The sequence below is a fragment of the Streptomyces sp. 1114.5 genome, from assembly GCF_003635085.1.
Lineage (GTDB): Bacteria > Actinomycetota > Actinomycetes > Streptomycetales > Streptomycetaceae > Kitasatospora.
The window spans coordinates 1-17,117 of sequence record NZ_RBXE01000004.1; the positions used below are offsets into that span (position 1 = coordinate 1).

The following is a 17,117-nucleotide window of genomic DNA, read 5'->3' on the forward strand; positions in this document are numbered from 1 at the left end:
AAGGCGCCCACCCGCAGGCACCCGGCGGTGAGTTCGGTGAGCGCGGCCAGGTCGCTGCGGGTGGCGCCGAGGCGTTCCGGCATCGCCTCGGCGTGCGGAAGCAGGGTGCGGCCGTGTCCGGTCAGGCGCACTGCGCGGGCCAGGCAGTCGAACAGCGCGGTACCCGACTCGCCTTCCCGGGTGGCGACCTGCCGGGAGATCGCGGACCGGGGAACCGCTCCCCCGGCCGCGCCGACGGCCTCACCCGGGCCGCCCTCACCGTCACCCCCACCACCGGGGCCGCTCCCGGGGCCGCCGGGGCCGCTCTCGGGGCCGCTCTCGGGCCGGGGCGTCACCGAGGCCGCCACGCCCGGCGGTTCGCCCCGGAGCCGGCGCCGGGCACCCGTGGATCGACATGTCCTCGATCGGCCCGCGGGCCGTCGCCGGGCTGCGGGCACAACGTCCGTACGGCGTCGCCCTGGTGGATGCGCCGGTGATCGGCAGTGCGGGACCGGCGGCCACCGGCGACCTGATGGTCCCCGCGGGCGGCAAGGACGCCGACCCGGACCGCGCGCAGCCCGTCCTGGAGCAGCGGGGCAGGGTGCGGCGCTGCGGCGCTGCGGCGGACAGGGTGCGGCGCTGCGGCGGGCCGGGGGCGGGGGCGGCGTGGAAGCTGGTGGTGGTGATCGGCGCGATCGTCGCCTCGGTGACGGTGGCCGGTGAAGTGCTGGCGATGGCCGGGGAGTTGGGCGCTTTGCAGGAGCCGGCCCGCGAGGTGCGGCCGGCGGATGCGCCGATCGCCGAGCAGGACCTGCCGCGGTGGCGGGCTGCCTGCCCGGAAACCGGTAACTGCCCTGCCTGCCCGCACCGTTGGCAGCCGGACCGGTCGTCAACGCGGGCGCGGCGGACCCACCCGATCGTGGCCCGGGTTCGCGGCGGGCCGCGGGCGGGACGTAGCGTCGTCGCGGCAGGCGGTTCGCGGCCCCGGGAGGAGTGGCGCGGGTGGGGGTGGGCGGTGCGGGTGGTCGGGTGCGGGCTGCGCTGGCGGTGGTGCTGGCGGTGGTGGCGGCGGGCTGCGGGGGCTCCCCCGGCGGGGACGGGCAGGCGCAGCCGGCGGACGGCCGGCCGCTGGCGCTGGTGTACCGGGGGCCGGCAGCCTGCGAGGGCTGTCCGGAGGCGGCGCGCGCACGATGCTGGAGCACGGCGGCGGGCGCGCGCCGCGGGAGCGGCTGCGGTTCGGCCGTCCGCGCTGGCGGGCGCGTGGCGCTGTACGTGCAGCCCGGTGGCAGCAACGGGCAGGAGGTGAGCACCGCGTGGGAGCTGCTGGGGCGCGAGAGCGGCTTCTCCCCGGAGCTGTGCGGGCCTATGTGCGCGGCGGCCGGTACCTGGGGCTGTGCATGGGCGGTTACCTGGCCGGCGACCCGGGCTTCGACCTGCTGCCGGCGACTCCGGGCAGTACGTGCGCTCGCCGGGCGCGAGCGTGAGCGACGAGCGGGACCGGCTGGTCGACGTGCTGTGGCGCGGGCGCCCGCAGCGGATGTACTTCCAGGACGGGCCGTACTTCGACGTCGACGGCCCCGGCACCCAGGTCCTCGCCCGCTACCCGGGCGGGCGCCCGGCCGTGGTCGTCGCCCCGTACGGTGCCGGGCGGGTGGCGGTCAGCGGCCCGCACCCGGAGGCCCCGGGCGACTTGTACCGCGACTACGGCCTGCCCGACGAGTCCGAGGCCGGCCTCGCCCTGGGCGAGGACCTGCTGCGCACCCTGACGGGCGAGGCCGCGCCCGGCGCGGCGCCGGCCCCCTCCCCCTGAGCCCGCACGGCCGCAACGGGCGGGCCGCAACGGGCGGGCCGCAACGGGCGGGCCGAACGGGCGTGCGGGGCGTGCCGCAACGGGCGGGCGCCGGCGACCCGGCCGCCGGGGGCGTTGTCCGTCAGGAACCAGCCGTCGAGGTCGCGGGCGAGCGCGGGGTCGTGGACGGTGGACCGGTCGTGGCAGCCGCCGAACGGGCGGCAGTGGCCCTGTTCGGGCCGAACGCCGGGGCGGCGCACGGCGCAGTGCAGCCCGTCGGCGCCGACGGCCGGGGCGAAGCGGCGGGCGGGGGGGGTTTCTCGCATAGGGAGGTCCGGGCCTGAGGCACCCGGGCTTGCACACCTGACGACGAGGGACGTGCCATGCCCACCGAACAGACCTGGAAGGCCCGCTCGCGAGGCCTGCGGCCTGACCGTACGCACCCTGCACCACTGGGACCGGCCTGCTCAGCCCCTCCCGGCGCACCGCCTCCGGCCACCGCGCCTACACCGAACAGGACGTCGTGCGCCTCTACCAGGTCCTCGCCCTGCGCCGCCGCCTGGGCCTGGAGACCATCGCCACCTGCCTCGACGCCGGCATCGACCCCGTGCGGCTGGTGGGCGAGCACCTGGCCGCCACCGAGGCCTCCCTCACCGCCCTGCAGACCCTGCACGAACGCCTCGCCCACCTGCACGGCGAACTCACCGCCTCACGCACCCCCGACACCGCCGACCTGCTGCGCCTGGTCCGGGCCACCGGCGCCACCGGATCCACCGGCCCCGCCGCCCAGGAGGCCCTGCGCCGCCACCTCGACGACGACCAGCTGCACGCCCTCGCCGACCACGCCGCCGCCCTCGGCCCCGCCGCCCACTACCTGCTGGAGGTCGAATGGCCCCAGCTCTACCGGCGCGCCGAAGCCCTGCGCACCGCCGGCACCGCCCCCACCGACCCCCGGGTGCGGCGCATCGCCGAACGCCTCGACGAACTCGCCCGCCTCTTCAGCGGCGGCGACACCACCCTGTCGAGCGCCGTGCGCACCGCCTGGCGCGAGGACCCCGCCGCGATGTCCGGCGACCCCCATGCCCCCGCCGACGCCTGGGCCGCGCTGCGCACCTTCCTCGACCGGGCCCGCCAGGCCTCATGACCGCCACCGGCCCGCACACCGGCCCGCCCGAAGACCCGCCCGCCGCGATGCCCGCAGGAGCACCGATGATGCTCCGTCACCCGCACCCGCACCCGGGCGCAGGCCTGGCCACCGTCTGGCCCGTCCTCGCCCCGGCGATCCTGGCCGCGGGGGCCGGGCTCCTGCCGTGGTCGGTGCTTGCCGCCCTCACGGTGGCCCAGGTCCTGCTGGCCTGCCTGCGCACCCACCGGCCGGGCCCCTGACCACTGACCACTGACCGCGCGCCGGCTGCCCCGGCCCGGCCCCACGGGGGTGGACCGGACCGGGGCGGTGGGCGGTCAGGCCGCGTGCGGGGCTGGTTGAAGCGCAGCATGTTGCCCGCCGGGTCGCGGAAGGCGCAGTCGCGCACGCCGTAGGGCTGGTCCATGGGTTCCTGGAGGACTTCGGCGCCGGCCGCGCGCAGGCGTTCGAAGGTGGCGTCGCAGTCGTCGGTACGGAAGATGACGCCGCGCAGCAGGCCCTTGGCGAGGAGTTCGGCGGCGGCCCGGCGGTCGTCCTGGGAGGCGTTGGGGTCGGCCAGCGGCGGCTCCAGCACGATCTCGACACCGGGCTGGTCGGGCGAGCCGACGGTGACCCAGCGCATGCCCTCGAAGCCGACGTCGTTGCGCACCTCGAAGCCGAGGACGTCGCGGTTAGAAGGCGAGGGCCCGGTCGTGGTCGTCGACGGCGATGAAGCACTGCGCGAGTTCGATGCTCATGGGGCTCACGCTACGGGAGGGATCCCGCCGCTGGCTTGCGGGCGGCGCACCGGGCGGGTGCGGATCTTGGCGATGCAGGCGGGGATCGCGGCGCCGTCCTCGTGGTCGCGGGCCGGTAGGCGCTGGGGCTCTCGCCGACGAGTTCGGCGAAGCGGGTACTGAAGGAGCCCAGCGACGTGCAGCCGACCGCCAGGCAGACCTCGGTGACGCTCAGGTCCCCGCGCCGCAGCAGCGCCTTGGCCCGCTCGATCCGGCGGGTCATCAGGTAGCTGTACGGGGTCTCGCCGTAGGCGGCGCGGAAGCTGCGGGAGAAGTGGCCGGGCGACATCAGCGCGGTGCGGGCGAGCGCCGGCACGTCGAGGGGCTGCGCGTAGTCGCGGTCCATCCGGTCGCGGGCCCGGCGCAGCCGCACGAGGTCGGCGACGGGCACCCGAACCGGGCGGGGCTCGGAGGTGGGGCGGGGCTCGGAGGCCGGGCGGGGCTCGGAGGCCGGGCGGGGCTCGGAGGCCGGGCGGGGCTCGGAGGCCGGGCGGGGCTCGGAGGCCGGGCGGGGCTCGGGGGCGGACACGCCTGCCACCGTACCCACCGGCGGTGACAGACGGGCCTCCCCGTCCGGCGCGGCCCGCCTGCGCCCGCCCCACCGCGCCGACCACCCCGGGGGACGGCCCGAGGGACGGCCCGGGGGACGGCCCGGCCGGCCGGGCGCAGGGGACAGCAGGGCACCGGGCGTCCTGGCCCTGCGCAGCCCCGTGGCAACCCGCCCGCGGCCGACCAGCACCGACCGGCACCGCCCGGCCCCCGCCCGGCCCCCGGCTGCGGGCCCGACCTGGGACGATCTAGGGTGCTGGCATGATCCCCACACCGATATCCGGCCCCACGGCGGCCTCCGATCCCGATCCGATATCCGACCCCGGCGAGGCGCTGCGGGTGCTGCTGGAGGGCAACGCCCGGTTCGTCGCGGGCAACCCGGAGCATCCCAACCAGGACGCCGGGCGCCGGGCCGCGCTCGCGCCGGCGCAGCGGCCGTTCGCGGTGCTGTTCGGCTGTTCGGACTCCGCCTGGCCGCCGAGATCATCTTCGACCAGGGGCTCGGCGACCTGTTCGTGGTACGTACCGCCGGGCACGTGACGGGTGCGGAGGCGCTGGGCAGCATCGAGTACGGGGTGAGCGTGCTGGGCTGTGCGCTGGTGGTGGTGCTGGGGCACGACTCCTGTGGTGCGGTGGCGGCGGCGCTGGACTCGCTGGAGCAGGGGCGGATGCCGGGCGGCTTCGTGCGGGACGTGGTGGAGCGGGTGACGCCGAGCGTGCTGTCCGCGAAGGCGGCGGGCATCGAGGACCGGGACGCGATCGTGGACGAGCACATCCGTCAGACGGTGGACCTGCTGGTGGAGCGTTCCCAGGCGCTGGCGGCGAAGGTCGCCCAGGGCACGGTGGCGGTGGTGGGCCTGTCCTACCGCTGCGTGACGGCCAGGCCCGTCAGGTCGCCGCCCGGGGACCGGTGAGCTGACAGGCCGACCGGTCCGTCAGCGGCGGGCGGCAGGCGGCGGGCGGCGGGGCGGCGGGTGGCGGGAACTGGATGTCCGATCCCCGCCAGCGCCGCCGGGCGGGCGGGGGCAGAGTCGGTGGCCGACGACAGTCCCCTCCCCCGACCCCCAAGGACGGCAGTTCCCGTGCACAAGGTGACCGACCTCAAGGTCCTGTACTTCGGCACCCCGGTGGTGCTGATCGGCTCGCGCAACGAGGACGGCAGCGCCAACCTCGCGCCGATGTCCTCGGCGTGGTGGCTGGGGCAGTCCTGCGTGCTGGGGCTGGGCAACAGTTCCCAGACCTCGGCCAACCTGCGGCGCGAGGGCGAGTGCGTGCTGAACCTGCCCTCCTCGGCGCAGGTGGACGCCGTGGACGCCCTGGCGCTGCTGACCGCCAACCCGCGCATCGCCGAGTACCGGCTGCGCCAGGGCTACCGCCACGAGCGGGGCAAGTTCGCCGCGGCCGGGCTGACCGAGGTGGCGGGCGAGCTGGTGCGGGCACCGCGGGCGGCCGAGTGCCCGGTGCAGCTGGAGTGCCGGCTGGAGGCGGCGACGCCGATGGCGGGCAACGAGGGCTGTACGGCCTTCGAGGTCACGGTCGTGCGCGCGCACGTCGAGGAGAGCCTGATCGTGCCGGGCACCGGCCACTACGTGGACCCGCTCGGCTGGGACCCGCTGATCATGAAGTTCTGCGAGTTCTTCGGCGGCGGCCGGCGCCTGGCCCCCTCACGGCTGGCCCAGGGCTGGCGGATGCCCGGGCGGATGCCCGCGCCGGCCGGCACCCGGTGACAGCCGGCCACCGGTGACGGCCGGCACCCGGTGACGGCCGGCCACCGGCCGCCTGCGCCAAAGGGGCGGTCAGGGTGCGACGCTCTGCCCGCAGGAGTCGCACACCCGGGTGGCCGGCAGTTCCAGGAAGCAGTTCGGGCAGATCGCCGGCGGCCGCGGCGCAGCGGCCGCAGCCGAGACGGAGGCGGCGGCGTGCGCGGAGGTGCGGGTGGTGGTGGCGGCCGTCTTGCGCTGCAGTGCGGCGCGCAGGCGCGGGGCGAGGGCGGGGTGCCGCCGTCGGCGGGCAGGTCGGCGCCGAAGTGCCGGTAGCAGGCCAGGCGGGCGGCGGCGGCGTGCTGTTCGCGGTCCATCTCCTGCGCGAGCGGCGGCTGTCCGGCCACCGCCAGCACCTCCTGGTAGCCGGCGCCGACCTTGCCGTCCGCCGCGTGGACCACCAGAGCCGTCAGCGGCGGGTCGCCGCGCCGGTGGGCTTCGAGGACCACCAGGGACAGGACCTTGCCGATCCAGTGCCGCTGGTTGACCCGGGTACGCACCCCGGAGGCCTCCTGGACCGCCTCGGCCAGGTCCGCGGAAGTGATCACCGCGTGGTAGCGGCGTGCCACCTCCACCAGAGCGGGGTAGGCCGCCCTGGTCCACACGATCTGTGCCTGGGAGGCGCTGACGGCCGCACCGTCCGACACCCGCCAGTAGCTGCGCTGCTGCTCCGTCATCCGCCCGCCCTGTCCGCCTCGTCCCAAGGCCCTGCCCAGAGCGAGGCTACCCGGCACCGGGACCGCACGGACGGCCGGGGCCCTGCCGGGCAGGTGCCGGGGCCCTGCCGGGAGGTGCCGGGGCCTGCCGGGAGGTGCCGGTGGCCTGCCGGTGGCCTGCCGGGAGGTGCGGGGGCTTGACTTCAAGTCCTGTTGAAGTTGTCGAATGGCGGGCGACCGCACCCGTACGGGCACGTCCGCGGTCGATGCCCCCGCCCGTACGGAACCCGGACCCGGGGCCGGGGCCGCCGTCTTTCGATCGTGCCGTCGGCGGCCCCGGCCCCCGGCCTTGTCCGGCACCCCGGGCGCCGAAGGGACGGCCGGCGGTCGCCGGCAAAAGCGCTCGCCCAGGGATGGGCGCGGCGCGGGCATGATCGGCCGGCGGGTCTTCCCCTGCTGCCGGCCGCCGTCGAGCGCGGCGGCGACACCACGGTCTTCGAAAGTGCTGGAGGACGCGCGCGGGTTCACCGACGAGGACGGCACCGCGCTGCCGGCGCCCGCCGCGTACGCCGGGCGCCCGGAGGCCGCCCGGGAGCTCGTCGTGCGCTGGGACGTCGACCCGGCCCGCCCCTGGGCCGGCGCCGTCGACCCCGTCACCTGGGCCGCCGGGAACGGCGCCTACCGGACCCTGGACGCGCCGCTGCCCCCCGTGCGCGACCCGCCGGACGCCGACAGCCCGCACCGGCGCACGCTGCGCATGGCCCTGGCCGCCCTGGCGGCCCGGGCCGGGGCGGTGCGGGCTGTCGGCGTTGTGGGCGGTCGTCACCGCTGTGGAGGCGAGGCTCGGTATCCACCACCCGCCGGACGAGCTGATGGCCCGCGCCCTGGTCCACGCCGACCCCGGCCACGACGACTGGCACGAGTCGCTGTGCCGGATCGCCTTTGCGCAGAGCCAGGAGATGTTCGACTGGGCCCGCGCGGCCGCCGAAGACACCCTCGACGACAGCAGCGACAGCGACAGCGACGGCGACAGCGGCAGCGACGACGACGACGGCGGCAACGACGGCGACGACGGCGACAGCAGCGGCAACGACGGCAGCGGCAGCGACGGCGGCAGCGACGCGGCAGCGACGGCGACAGCGGCAGCGACGACGGCGGCAGCAGCAGCGACAGCGACGGCAGCGGCAGCGACGGCGACGGCGGCGGGGCGCTGGGCCGTAGGCGCTTCGCGCTCGACGCGATCGACTTCCTGGGGTACGGCTTCAACCCCGAGGTCGAGGGCGAACCGCCGTACGCCCGGGAGGCAGCCGCGTTCCTGCGCCCGCTGCCGGCACCGAACGCGACCCGTACGCCCTGCGAGCCGCCGTCGTCTCCCCCTTCACCGGCTACCGGGATCGTCGGCAGTGCTCCGCCGTTCACAGCGGTGGTGAAGCCGACTTTCCCGCGTCAGCGGGTCAGAAAGAGCCGCTTCGCCGTCACGGCGCAACGGCGTCAGGTACCGCCGACGGGTCAGGTACCGCTGGACGGGCGGGAACGCAACCCTCGGGTTCGAAAGACCTGTGGAGACCAGGTAAGACCAGCGCAAGCGTCGGCACAGGTCGGTGAAGCAGGATAGCCACGGTCGTGCCGCACTCTGCGGCACGGGCCGCAATCCTCGGGCCTCAGCCCGAGGAGCGCGTCCATGCACGCGCGAGGACCGGCGGCCGTCCCGGCCCACGCCGGCCACCGCGCCCCGGACGTACACGGGGCCGTCGCCCGGGCGCTGCCCGCTCTCACGGCCCAGCGCCCCCACGCCTGGCCGCCCTGCTGCGCCTGGCCGACGACCCGGTGGAGCACATCCGGACGAGCGCGCTGCACGGCCTGGCCCGCTGCGACACCGACTCCCCGGCGCTACGCGCCGTGCTGGCGGCCCGCCTCGCGGACCCTCACGTCGACGCCCGTCTGGAAGCCGCCGCCGCGCTGGCCCTGCGCGGCGACGCACGCGGCACGGCGACCCTGGAGGAGATCCGGGCCGGCCTGAGGAACCACCGCAGCCCGGGCGCCGGGCGCCGGGAAGACCTCCACTACCAACTGCGCGCCCGCACCTCCGGTGCACGAGCAGCACCGGTGCATGAGCGGATGCCGGTGCGTGAGCGGATGCCGGTGTCCGGGCGGCACCCGGGGCCCGGTCCCGGGGCCGTGTGCGGTGCCGGTGCGTGAGCGGATGCCGGTGCATGAGCAGCGCCGGTGCGTGAGCAGCGCCGGTGCGTGAGCGGATGCCGGTGTCCGGGCGGCACCTGGGCCCGGTCCCGGGGCCGTGTGCGGTTGCCGGTGCGTGAGCGGATGCCGGTGCGTGAGCAGCGCCGGTGCGTGAGCGGGTGCCGGTGTCCGGGCGGCACCTGGGCCCGGTCCCGGGGCCGTGTGCGGTGCCCCGTCCCGGGGCCGTGTGCGGTGCCGGTACGTGAGCGGATGCCGGTGTCCGGGCGGCACCCGGGCCCGGTCCCGGGGCCGTATGCGGTGCCCCGTCCCGGGGCCGTGTGCGGTGCCGGTACGTGAGCGGATGCCGGTACGTGAGCGGGCGCCGGTGCATGAGCAGCACCGGTGCATGAGCGGATGCCGGTGCGTGAGCGGGTGCCCCGGTGTCCGGGCGGCACCTGGGCCCGGGGCCGTGTGCGGTGCCCGGTCCCGGGGCCGTGTTCGGTGCCGGTGCGTGAGCGGGTGCTGGTGCGTGAGCGGATGCCGGTGCGTGAGCGGGTGCCGGTGTCCGGGCGGCACCTGGGCCCGGTCCCGGGGCCGTGTGCGGTGCCCCGTCCCGGGGCCGTGTGCGGTGGCCGGTCCCGGGTCAGCGGGTGGTGCTGCGGCGGCGCCCGTGTTGGGCGCGCCGGCCGGGGGTGGGGTGGGGTCGGCGTTCCAGGCGGCGACGGGGTTGCCGAGCCAGCGGGTGGCGCCGGGGACGTTCTCGCCGCGCATGACGAGGGAGGCGGGGCCGACGCAGGCGCCGGCGCCCAGGGTGGCGTTGAGCAGGACGATGGAGTGCGGGCCGGTGGTGGAGCCGGCGCCGAGGTGCACGGGGCCCAGGCGCATGACGCGGTCGTGGAAGAGGTGGGTCTGCAGGACGGTGCCGCGGTTGACGCTGGCGCCGGCTTCGACGGTGACCAGATCGCTCTCGGGCAGCCAGTGGGTCTCGCACCACACGCCGCGCCCGATGCGGGCGCCGAGGCTGCGCAGCCACACGTTCAGGTAGGGGGTGCCGGTGATGGTGTGGCCGCCGAAGGGCATGGCGAGTTCCTCGACGAAGGTGTCGTAGAGCTCGTTGCGCCACACGAAGGTGGACCACAGGGGGTGTTCGGCGGGGCGGAAGCGTCCGACCAGCAGCCATTTGGCGGCGGTGGTGAGGGCGCAGGCGATGACGGCGGCGCCGATGAGGACGAGGCCGGCGCCGGCCAGGGCGGTGCCCAGGCCGTAGGCGTCGCGCAGTTCCTGCAGGACGGCGAGGACGAGGTCGCCCAGGAGGGCGGCGAGGATGACGGGCAGCAGCCGGCACGCTTCGACGCCGGCACGCGCCCACATCAGGCGCCGGGGCGGGTTGTAGGTGCGGGCGTCGGCGCCGCTGTCGGCGACGCGAGGCAGCGCGAAGGCGGGACGGCCGAGCCAGGAGGAGCCTTCGGGGGCGCCCTGGGGGGCGTCGGACAGGACGCCGACAAGGCAGTTCGCGGGCAGGTGGCGGCCGGGGCCGACGATGCCGGAGTTGCCGACGAAGGAACGGCGTCCGATGTGGGCGGGGCCCAGACGCAGCCAGTTGCCGCGCAGTTCGTAGGGGGCGATGAGGGTGTCGTCGGCGAGGAAAGCGCCGTCGTCGACGTGCATGAGGCCCGGCAGGGCCAGGACGGTGGAGGCTTCGACACGCCGGCCGATGCGGGCGCCGAGCAGGCGCAGCCACACGGGGGTGAACAAGCCGGCGTAGAAGGGGAACAGGGTGCGGCGGGCGGTGTCGCTGAGGCGGCTGACAGCCCAGGCGCAGAAGGCGACACGGCCGTCGGCGCGGTGGTGGCCGGGCGTCAGGGGCAGGGAGAACAGGCGCACGAGCAGCACTATGAGCGCGGCGTGGCACAGCAGGGTGAGAGCGGCGAGGGGAATGGTGGCGGGCAGGAGCTGCAGGAGGGCGTCGGCCAGGGTGCGGTCGGTGTCGATGAGGGGGTAGACGATGGCCAGGGCCGGCAGGGCGGAGATGACCGGGACGAGGCCCAGGAAGGCGAAAGCGGCACCGTAGGCGAGGTTCCAGGGATTGCGGGTACGCGCAGCGGGGGCGGGCTCGGCGGGCCAGCAGGCGCCGGGTCGGGCGGCGGGGCGGGCCGGGGAGCCGTGCCAGTGTTCGCCGGCAGGGACGGCGGCGGTGACGCAGGAGCCCGGGGCGATCTCGGCGCGGGCGCCGATACGGGCGCCGGGCATGAGGGTGGCACGGTGGCCGATACGGGCGCCTTCACCGACGTCGATGCGGCCCAGGTGGAGAGTGTCACCATCGAGCCACCAGCCGGCAATGTCGGCTTCGGGTTCCAGACAGCTGCCGGCACCCAGGCGGGCGAGGCCGGTGACAGGAGGCAGAGTGTGCAGGCGCACGCCCTCCCCGACCCGGCAACCCAGAGCACGGGCATAGCGCACCGCCCAAGGGGTACCGGCGAGCGCCGCGGTAGCAAACAGCGCGGTGTAGCGTTCGGCAGCCCACAGACGCAGATGGACATGACCACCACGGGGATGACTGCCAGGGCGGATACCGGCCGTGAAAACGCGGGCGCCGACGGCGGCGAGCAGGGTACGGCCGGGGGCACTGTAGAAGAGAACGAGACCGGCAGCAACGGGCCACCAGGAACTGTGCGGGGCCCAGGAAAGATGGTTACCGGTGAGATTGTCCAAAGCAATGAGCGCCAGGATCCAACGCAGCCCGGCAAGAGTGAACATGACCAAGAGCAGCAAGCTCTGCCAGACCACGGCAGTACGCGGGATACCGCGCACCGGGCGCCACCGCACACCGGCAGCCGGCTCACCATGCCCAGCCCGCCCGCCAGCCGTACCGGCAGTGCCGCGGGTGCCGGCAGTGCCGGCAGTGTCGGCGGTGCCGCCGAGGCCGGGGCCGGCGGTGCCGGCAGTGTCGCGGGTGCCGGCGGGACCGGCCGTTCCCGCGGTTCCCGCGGTGTCGGGGGTGTCGGGGGTGGTGGGGGGTGCGGTGGTGGGGGTGAGGGTGTCGAGATAGGCCGCGAGGTCGGCCAGGACCGGGTGGGCATACAGATCGGCGACAGAGACGCCGCCGTGACGGGTACGCAGCTCCGAGACAAGGCGGGCAGCGGTGAGGCTGGAACCACCGAGGACGAAGAAGTCATCACGGAGACCAGGCGCGCTACCCAGCAGCCGTTCCCACTGCGCGGCGAGCAGACCGGCAGTGCCGCCGAAACCGGGACCGGCCGTTCCCGCGGTTCCCGCGGCGGTGGCGGTGCCGCCGAGGCCGGGGGGTGCGGTGGTGGGGGTGAGGGTGTCGAGATAGGCCGCGAGGTCGGCCAGGACCGGGTGGGCATACAGATCGGCGACAGAGACGCCGCCGTGACGGGTACGCAGCTCCGAGACAAGGCGGGCAGCGGTAAGGCTGGAACCACCGAGGACGAAGAAGTCATCACGGAGACCAGGCGCGCTACCCAACAGCCGCTCCCACTGCGCGGCGAGCAGACCGGCAGTACCGCCGAAACCGGGACCAGCCGTTCCCGCGGATCCCGCGGCGGTGGCGGTGCCGGCGGTGTCGGGGGGCGCGGTGGTGGGGGTGAGGGTGTCGAGATAGGCCGCGAGGTCAGCCAGGACCGGGTGGGCATACAGATCGGCAACAGAGACGCCACCGTGACGGGTACGCAGCTCCGAGACAAGACGGGCAGCGGTAAGGCTGGAACCACCGAGGACGAAGAAGTCATCACGGAGACCAGGCGCGCTACCCAACAGCCGCTCCCACTGTCCGGCGAGCAGACCGGCAGTACCGCCGAAACCGAGACCGGCCGTTCCCGCGGCTCCGGCGGCGGTGGCGGTTCCGCCGAGGCCGGGACCAGCCGTTCCCGCAGTTCCGGCGGCGGTGGCGGTGCCGCCGAGGCCGGGACCGGCCGTTCCCGCAGTTCCGGCGGTGCCGCCGAGGCCGGGGCCGGTGGCGGTTCCGGCGGTGGCGGTGGTGGTGGTGGTGGCGGGGCCGGTGGTGGTGGTCAGGGGCCAGGGCAGAGCGGCGCGGTCGACTTTGCCGGAGGTGCGGGTGGGCAGGGAGTCGACGAGGGCGAGGACCGGGACCAGCGGGGCGGGCAGCTGTTCGAGGAGGTGGCGGCGGGCGGCGGCGAGGTCGGGGGTGGTGTGGGGGCGGGCGACGAGGTAGCCGACGAGCAGGTCGGCGCCGGCGGGGGTCTTGCGCACGGCGGCGGCCGCGGCCCGGATACCGGGCAGGGCCTGCAGGGCGGCGTCGATCTCGCCGAGCTCGATACGCCGGCCGCCGAGTTTGACCTGGTCGTCGGCACGGCCGAGAAAGACCAGGCCTTCGGGGTCGTTGCGCACCAGGTCGCCACTGCGGTAGACGCGCGGTGAGGACAGGGCAGGGTGGGCGCTGAACTTCTCGGCGTCCTTGACGGGGTCGAGGTAGCGGGCGGTACCGACGCCGGTGATCAGCAGTTCACCACTGCCGTACCAGGGCACGGGGTTTCCGGCCGGGTCCACGACGGCGATCTCCCAGCCGTCCAGAGGGGCACCGATGCGCACAGGACGGCCGGGCAGCAGACGGGCGGCAGTGGCGACGACAGTGGTCTCGGTAGGACCGTAGGTATTCCAGAACTCGCGGCCGCCGATGGCCAAACGCTCGACGAGTTCGGCCGGGCAGGCTTCACCGCCGACAATGATCAGACGCACCGCCTCCAGACATTCCTGCGGCCACAAGGCGAGCAGGGTAGGAACGGTGGACACCGCCGTGATACGCCGCTCCACCAGCCAGGGGCCGAGATCGCTGCCGGCTTTGACGAGAGAGCGCGGGGCAGGCACAAGGCAGGCGCCGTGACGCCACGCCAGCCACATCTCCTCACACGAGGCATCGAAAGCCACCGACAAACCGGCCAGGACACGATCACCAGGGCCCAAGGGGCGATGGCGCAGGAAAAGACGGGCCTCGGCATCGACGAAAGCAGCAGCGGCACGGTGAGTCACCGCGACACCCTTGGGACGGCCGGTCGTACCGGAAGTGAAGATGATCCAGGCATCGTCAGCGGGCGCAGGCCACGCCGGGCGCCCACCCGGACGAGCGCACCCCGCATCCAGGACAGCGTCCGCGCCCAGGACAGCACACACACCGGCATCCCGCCAGATCATCTCCGCGCGCTCGTCGGGATCCTCGGCATCCACCGGAACGTAAGCAGCGCCGCAGCGCAACACGGCAAGGATCGCGACGTACAGGCCGGCCGTACCCGAAGGGATACGCACACCCACGCGGTCACCACAACCGATACCACGGGCGGCAAGCGAAGCGGCCAGGACATCGACCCGGCGGAGCAGAGCACGATAGTCCAGCACGACCTCGCCGGTATCGAGCGCGAGCGCATCGGGATGGGCGTCAGCAGTAGCAGCAATGACATCGAACAAGCTACGCGGATGCGCGGGCCGCGACAACGGCCAGCCCGCCGCCTGACCCGGATACGGGCGGTCCAGCGTGCCCGGACCCGACAAGTCGTCACGTGCGTCCATCAGATGGGATTCCCTCGACTCCGGTCGTACCGACAGCACAAACAGACCGTGACAACAAGCGGCACACGCGTCACCGGACGGCAAACGCGCCCACCCACCATGACCCCACCGATGCCGCACCGGACGCAGCCAGCACACGATCACAGACAATTCTCATGAATCTGCACCGAACAACCCCGACAACAAAACAAACCGAACACCACCCCGGGTACCGCCGATCAACCCGCCGATGAAGCCCAAACACCCCACCACACGACACCACCCCAGCAAAACAAGGAGGGCGACGAACACCACCGCGCCCGGCACACTACCGACAACCAGGAAACGACAACCCCACCAAGGAGCTCACGGGTGTGGGCTTCACGCTCCCCGACCCCCGCGCGGACGCGGGCGCGGACACCAACACGGGGGCGGGCACGCAGGCGTGAGGCGGAACAGGCCCTGTCCCGGCGGGCAGGGGGGTGGGTGTCCGGTCGGTGGTCACCCGGTGGGGGCGGAGGGGCATCCCCGGCCGGCCCGGACGGGAGGCGAGGGCGGTCTATCCGGTACGTGGCGTACAGGCCGAACCTGCACGCCGCCCGCCTCGCCTGCCACCTGCACGGCGAGCGCCCGGCAGGCGCGGCGCGCAGCCACCCCGGCTGCCGGGCGACGGTTGTGGACGCTGTCGGAGGAGCGGCCACCCGCCGGCGGGCACGCTGTCCTTCGCCGGACGCTCACCGGTACAGGGCGGCGGCTCGGCCTTCCACAACCCGCCGGTGCAGGGGAACATGCCCTGCAACGCCCACCTGCTGACGGCCGGGCAGGTCGCCGGCATCGCCGGCCAGGAGACGCGCCCCCCGCCCGGCGCCGGACTCGGCCCGGGCCGCTGGGAGAGCCTGCTGCACATCGGCAGCCTGGACGAGCACCCACTGCTCACCTTCACCGCCCCCGGCGGCCTGGCGTGCGCCGTACCGGCCGCGCCCTGCGCCCGGGCCCGTGGCGCAGTGTCGGCCACCTCGCCGTCCGCCACGGCGCGGCCGGGTGCTGGACCCCGGCGGCGGTGGCCCTGCCGGGGTGAGCCCGGGCGGGGGCGGGCGGCGGGGGGCGGGCGGGTGGGGGCGGCCCGCCCCGCTGTCCGTGTTCTTCCGGTCAGTTGAGGAACGGTGCGGGGCCGAAGCGGCCCCAGGCCACGAAGGCGGCCAGCAGGATGTAGAGCGCGTCCACCGCCACCAGCCGGTACTCCCGGCGCCGTGCCCGTACGACGGCGGCGCCGGCCATCAGCAGCACCAGCCCGGTGGCGGCGAGCGGGACGAGCACCGGCGCGATACCGCAGACGGCGGGCAGCACCAGCCCCGCCGCCGCCGCGATCTCCACCGCCCCGATGGCCTTCACCGCGCCCGCGCTGAAGTCCTCGACCCAGCGGCCGCTGTGCCCGGCGGCGGCGATCCTCGCCCTGGGCACGGCCAGCTTGAAGACACCGCCCGCCAGGTAGGCGGCGGCCAGCGTTGCGGCGACGATCCACAGTGCGAGGTTCACGGGCACTCTCCTTGCAGGCGTACGGGCGTACGGACGTACGGGGCCGGGCGGGCAGCGGTTGCGGGTCAGAGGCTGTGGTGCTGTCCGGGCTGGTAGCCGCCGGCGCGCTGGCGGGTGATGACGTTGCCGCGGTTGAAGGCGTTGATCACCGCGATGAGGCTCACCAGCGCCGCCAGCTGCTCCTCGTCGTAGTACTTGGCGGCGTTGGCCCACACCTCGTCGCTGACCCCGCCCGCCGCGTCCGCGAGGCGGGTGCCCTCCTCGGCCAGCTCCAGGGCGGCCCGCTCGGCGTCGGTGAACACCGTCGCCTCGCGCCAGACGGCGACCAGATTCAGCCGGGTGGCGTCCTCGCCGCCGTGGACGGCGTCCTTGAAGTGCATGTCGACGCAGTAGCCACAGCCGTTGATCTGGCTGGCCCGCAGCTTCACCAGCTCCTGGGTGGCCAGGGGCAGGGTGGAGGCCAGCAGCGCCTGGTTCGCGGCGATCAGATGCTTGAAGACCTTGCCCATCACGGGGCTGGTGAACGGGTTCAGACGGGCTTCCATGACGCGCTCCTCGCTACGTTGTCCGCTGTTGCCCATGAAGACAGGACAACCAAGCGATCTGTGACACCACCCGAATGTGACGTGCGCCACCCACAGCCAGACAGCGCAGGCGGGGAAGATCCGGCGGAAGGACCAGCAGGGGCTGCGGTGGCTGCGGGGCCGGCAGGGGCGGAGGCGGCGGCCGGGTACCGGCCGCTGCTGTTCTCCATCGCTCACAAAATGACGGGCTCGGTGGGCGACACCGAGGACCCGGTACAGGACACCTTCCTCAACCTGACCCGCGCCAAGTGGATCACCCGCCGCCCCGGCGCCAACCTGCCCGACCCCCAGGAGCGCACCGCCACCGCCATCGCACTCGACATCACCGACGACGCCCTCCGAGCCCTGCACCGGCGTCCAACCCCGACAAGCCCGCCCACCTCGACCCGGCCTCGGACCCCGACCTGCGCCCGCAGCGGTAGCAGGCACGACGGGAGTGACCCGCAGTGGGAAGTCGCCCGCGCCGACTTCCCACTCCGCGGCGCAGGGCCGCCCGGTGCGCAGGCAGGCCCCGTTCGGGTGAAGCGCCACACGCACGCACAGGACGCGCAGGCCGCGCAGGGTAACCGGTGACGGGACATCACGAAGCGCCGCCCGATCCGGCACTGCGCTGCACTGCACCCCCGGCCCCCACCCCACACGA

At 75.0% G+C, this 17,117-nt stretch carries 7 protein-coding genes and 6 pseudogenes; 7 read left to right on the forward strand and 6 right to left on the reverse strand.

Annotated features, from left to right (window positions below; translation table 11 throughout):
• A pseudogene (locus BX285_RS37800) lies at positions 1 to 335 on the reverse strand (LysR family transcriptional regulator); the annotation flags it as partial.
• 38 nt (positions 336 to 373) lie between these two features.
• On the opposite strand from BX285_RS37800, the pseudogene BX285_RS39680 reads away from it, so the two are divergent.
• The 4 genes and pseudogenes from BX285_RS39680 to BX285_RS38035 all read left to right on the forward strand — a co-directional run.
• Positions 374 to 1,285 (forward strand): annotated as a pseudogene (locus BX285_RS39680) (NAD(P)-binding domain-containing protein); the annotation flags it as partial.
• A 174-nt stretch (positions 1,286 to 1,459) separates the two neighbouring features.
• The gene (locus BX285_RS35105; protein WP_121179597.1) at positions 1,460 to 1,789 is read left to right on the forward strand and encodes a hypothetical protein; all 330 of its coding nucleotides are present in this window, start codon (positions 1,460 to 1,462) and stop codon (positions 1,787 to 1,789) included.
• 442 nt (positions 1,790 to 2,231) lie between these two features.
• A pseudogene (locus BX285_RS39685) lies at positions 2,232 to 2,288 on the forward strand (hypothetical protein); the annotation flags it as partial.
• 3 nt (positions 2,289 to 2,291) lie between these two features.
• A complete protein-coding gene (locus tag BX285_RS38035) occupies positions 2,292 to 2,912 on the forward strand; it encodes a MerR family transcriptional regulator (protein WP_220784028.1) in 621 nt (206 codons plus the stop codon).
• 328 nt (positions 2,913 to 3,240) lie between these two features.
• Here the strand turns inward: BX285_RS38035 and BX285_RS35120 are convergent.
• Both BX285_RS35120 and BX285_RS35125 read right to left on the reverse strand, forming a co-directional pair.
• Positions 3,241 to 3,649, reverse strand: a pseudogene (locus BX285_RS35120) (VOC family protein); the annotation flags it as partial.
• Positions 3,650 to 3,654: 5 nt separating this feature from the next.
• A pseudogene (locus tag BX285_RS35125) lies at positions 3,655 to 4,034 on the reverse strand (helix-turn-helix transcriptional regulator).
• A gap of 464 nt (positions 4,035 to 4,498) precedes the next feature.
• On the opposite strand from BX285_RS35125, the pseudogene BX285_RS35130 reads away from it, so the two are divergent.
• Together BX285_RS35130 and BX285_RS35135 are read left to right on the forward strand one after the other, a co-directional pair.
• Positions 4,499 to 5,156: pseudogene (locus BX285_RS35130) on the forward strand (carbonic anhydrase).
• A gap of 163 nt (positions 5,157 to 5,319) precedes the next feature.
• On the forward strand, positions 5,320 to 5,964 hold the full coding sequence (locus BX285_RS35135; protein ID WP_097234526.1) for a flavin reductase family protein: 645 nt from the start codon (positions 5,320 to 5,322) through the stop codon (positions 5,962 to 5,964).
• A gap of 2,579 nt (positions 5,965 to 8,543) precedes the next feature.
• Here the strand turns inward: BX285_RS35135 and BX285_RS35145 are convergent.
• The 3 genes from BX285_RS35145 to BX285_RS35170 all read right to left on the reverse strand — a co-directional run bounded on the left by BX285_RS35145 (position 8,544) and on the right by BX285_RS35170 (position 16,435).
• Positions 8,544 to 14,375 carry a Pls/PosA family non-ribosomal peptide synthetase gene (locus BX285_RS35145; RefSeq protein ID WP_398901867.1) on the reverse strand — a complete coding sequence of 1,944 codons (5,832 nt, stop codon included), beginning with the start codon at positions 14,373 to 14,375 and terminating at the stop codon, positions 8,544 to 8,546.
• 1,128 nt (positions 14,376 to 15,503) lie between these two features.
• Positions 15,504 to 15,890, reverse strand: a complete 387-nt coding sequence (locus BX285_RS35165) for a DoxX family protein (protein WP_121179600.1) — start codon at positions 15,888 to 15,890, stop codon at positions 15,504 to 15,506.
• A gap of 65 nt (positions 15,891 to 15,955) precedes the next feature.
• Positions 15,956 to 16,435, reverse strand: a complete 480-nt coding sequence (locus BX285_RS35170) for a carboxymuconolactone decarboxylase family protein (protein ID WP_097234531.1) — start codon at positions 16,433 to 16,435, stop codon at positions 15,956 to 15,958.
• A gap of 147 nt (positions 16,436 to 16,582) precedes the next feature.
• Between BX285_RS35170 and BX285_RS38975 the strand changes: the two genes are divergently transcribed.
• Complete coding sequence (locus BX285_RS38975) at positions 16,583 to 17,047, forward strand: sigma factor (protein WP_259470988.1); 465 nt, start codon at positions 16,583 to 16,585, stop codon at positions 17,045 to 17,047.
• Positions 17,048 to 17,117 lie beyond the last annotated feature (70 nt).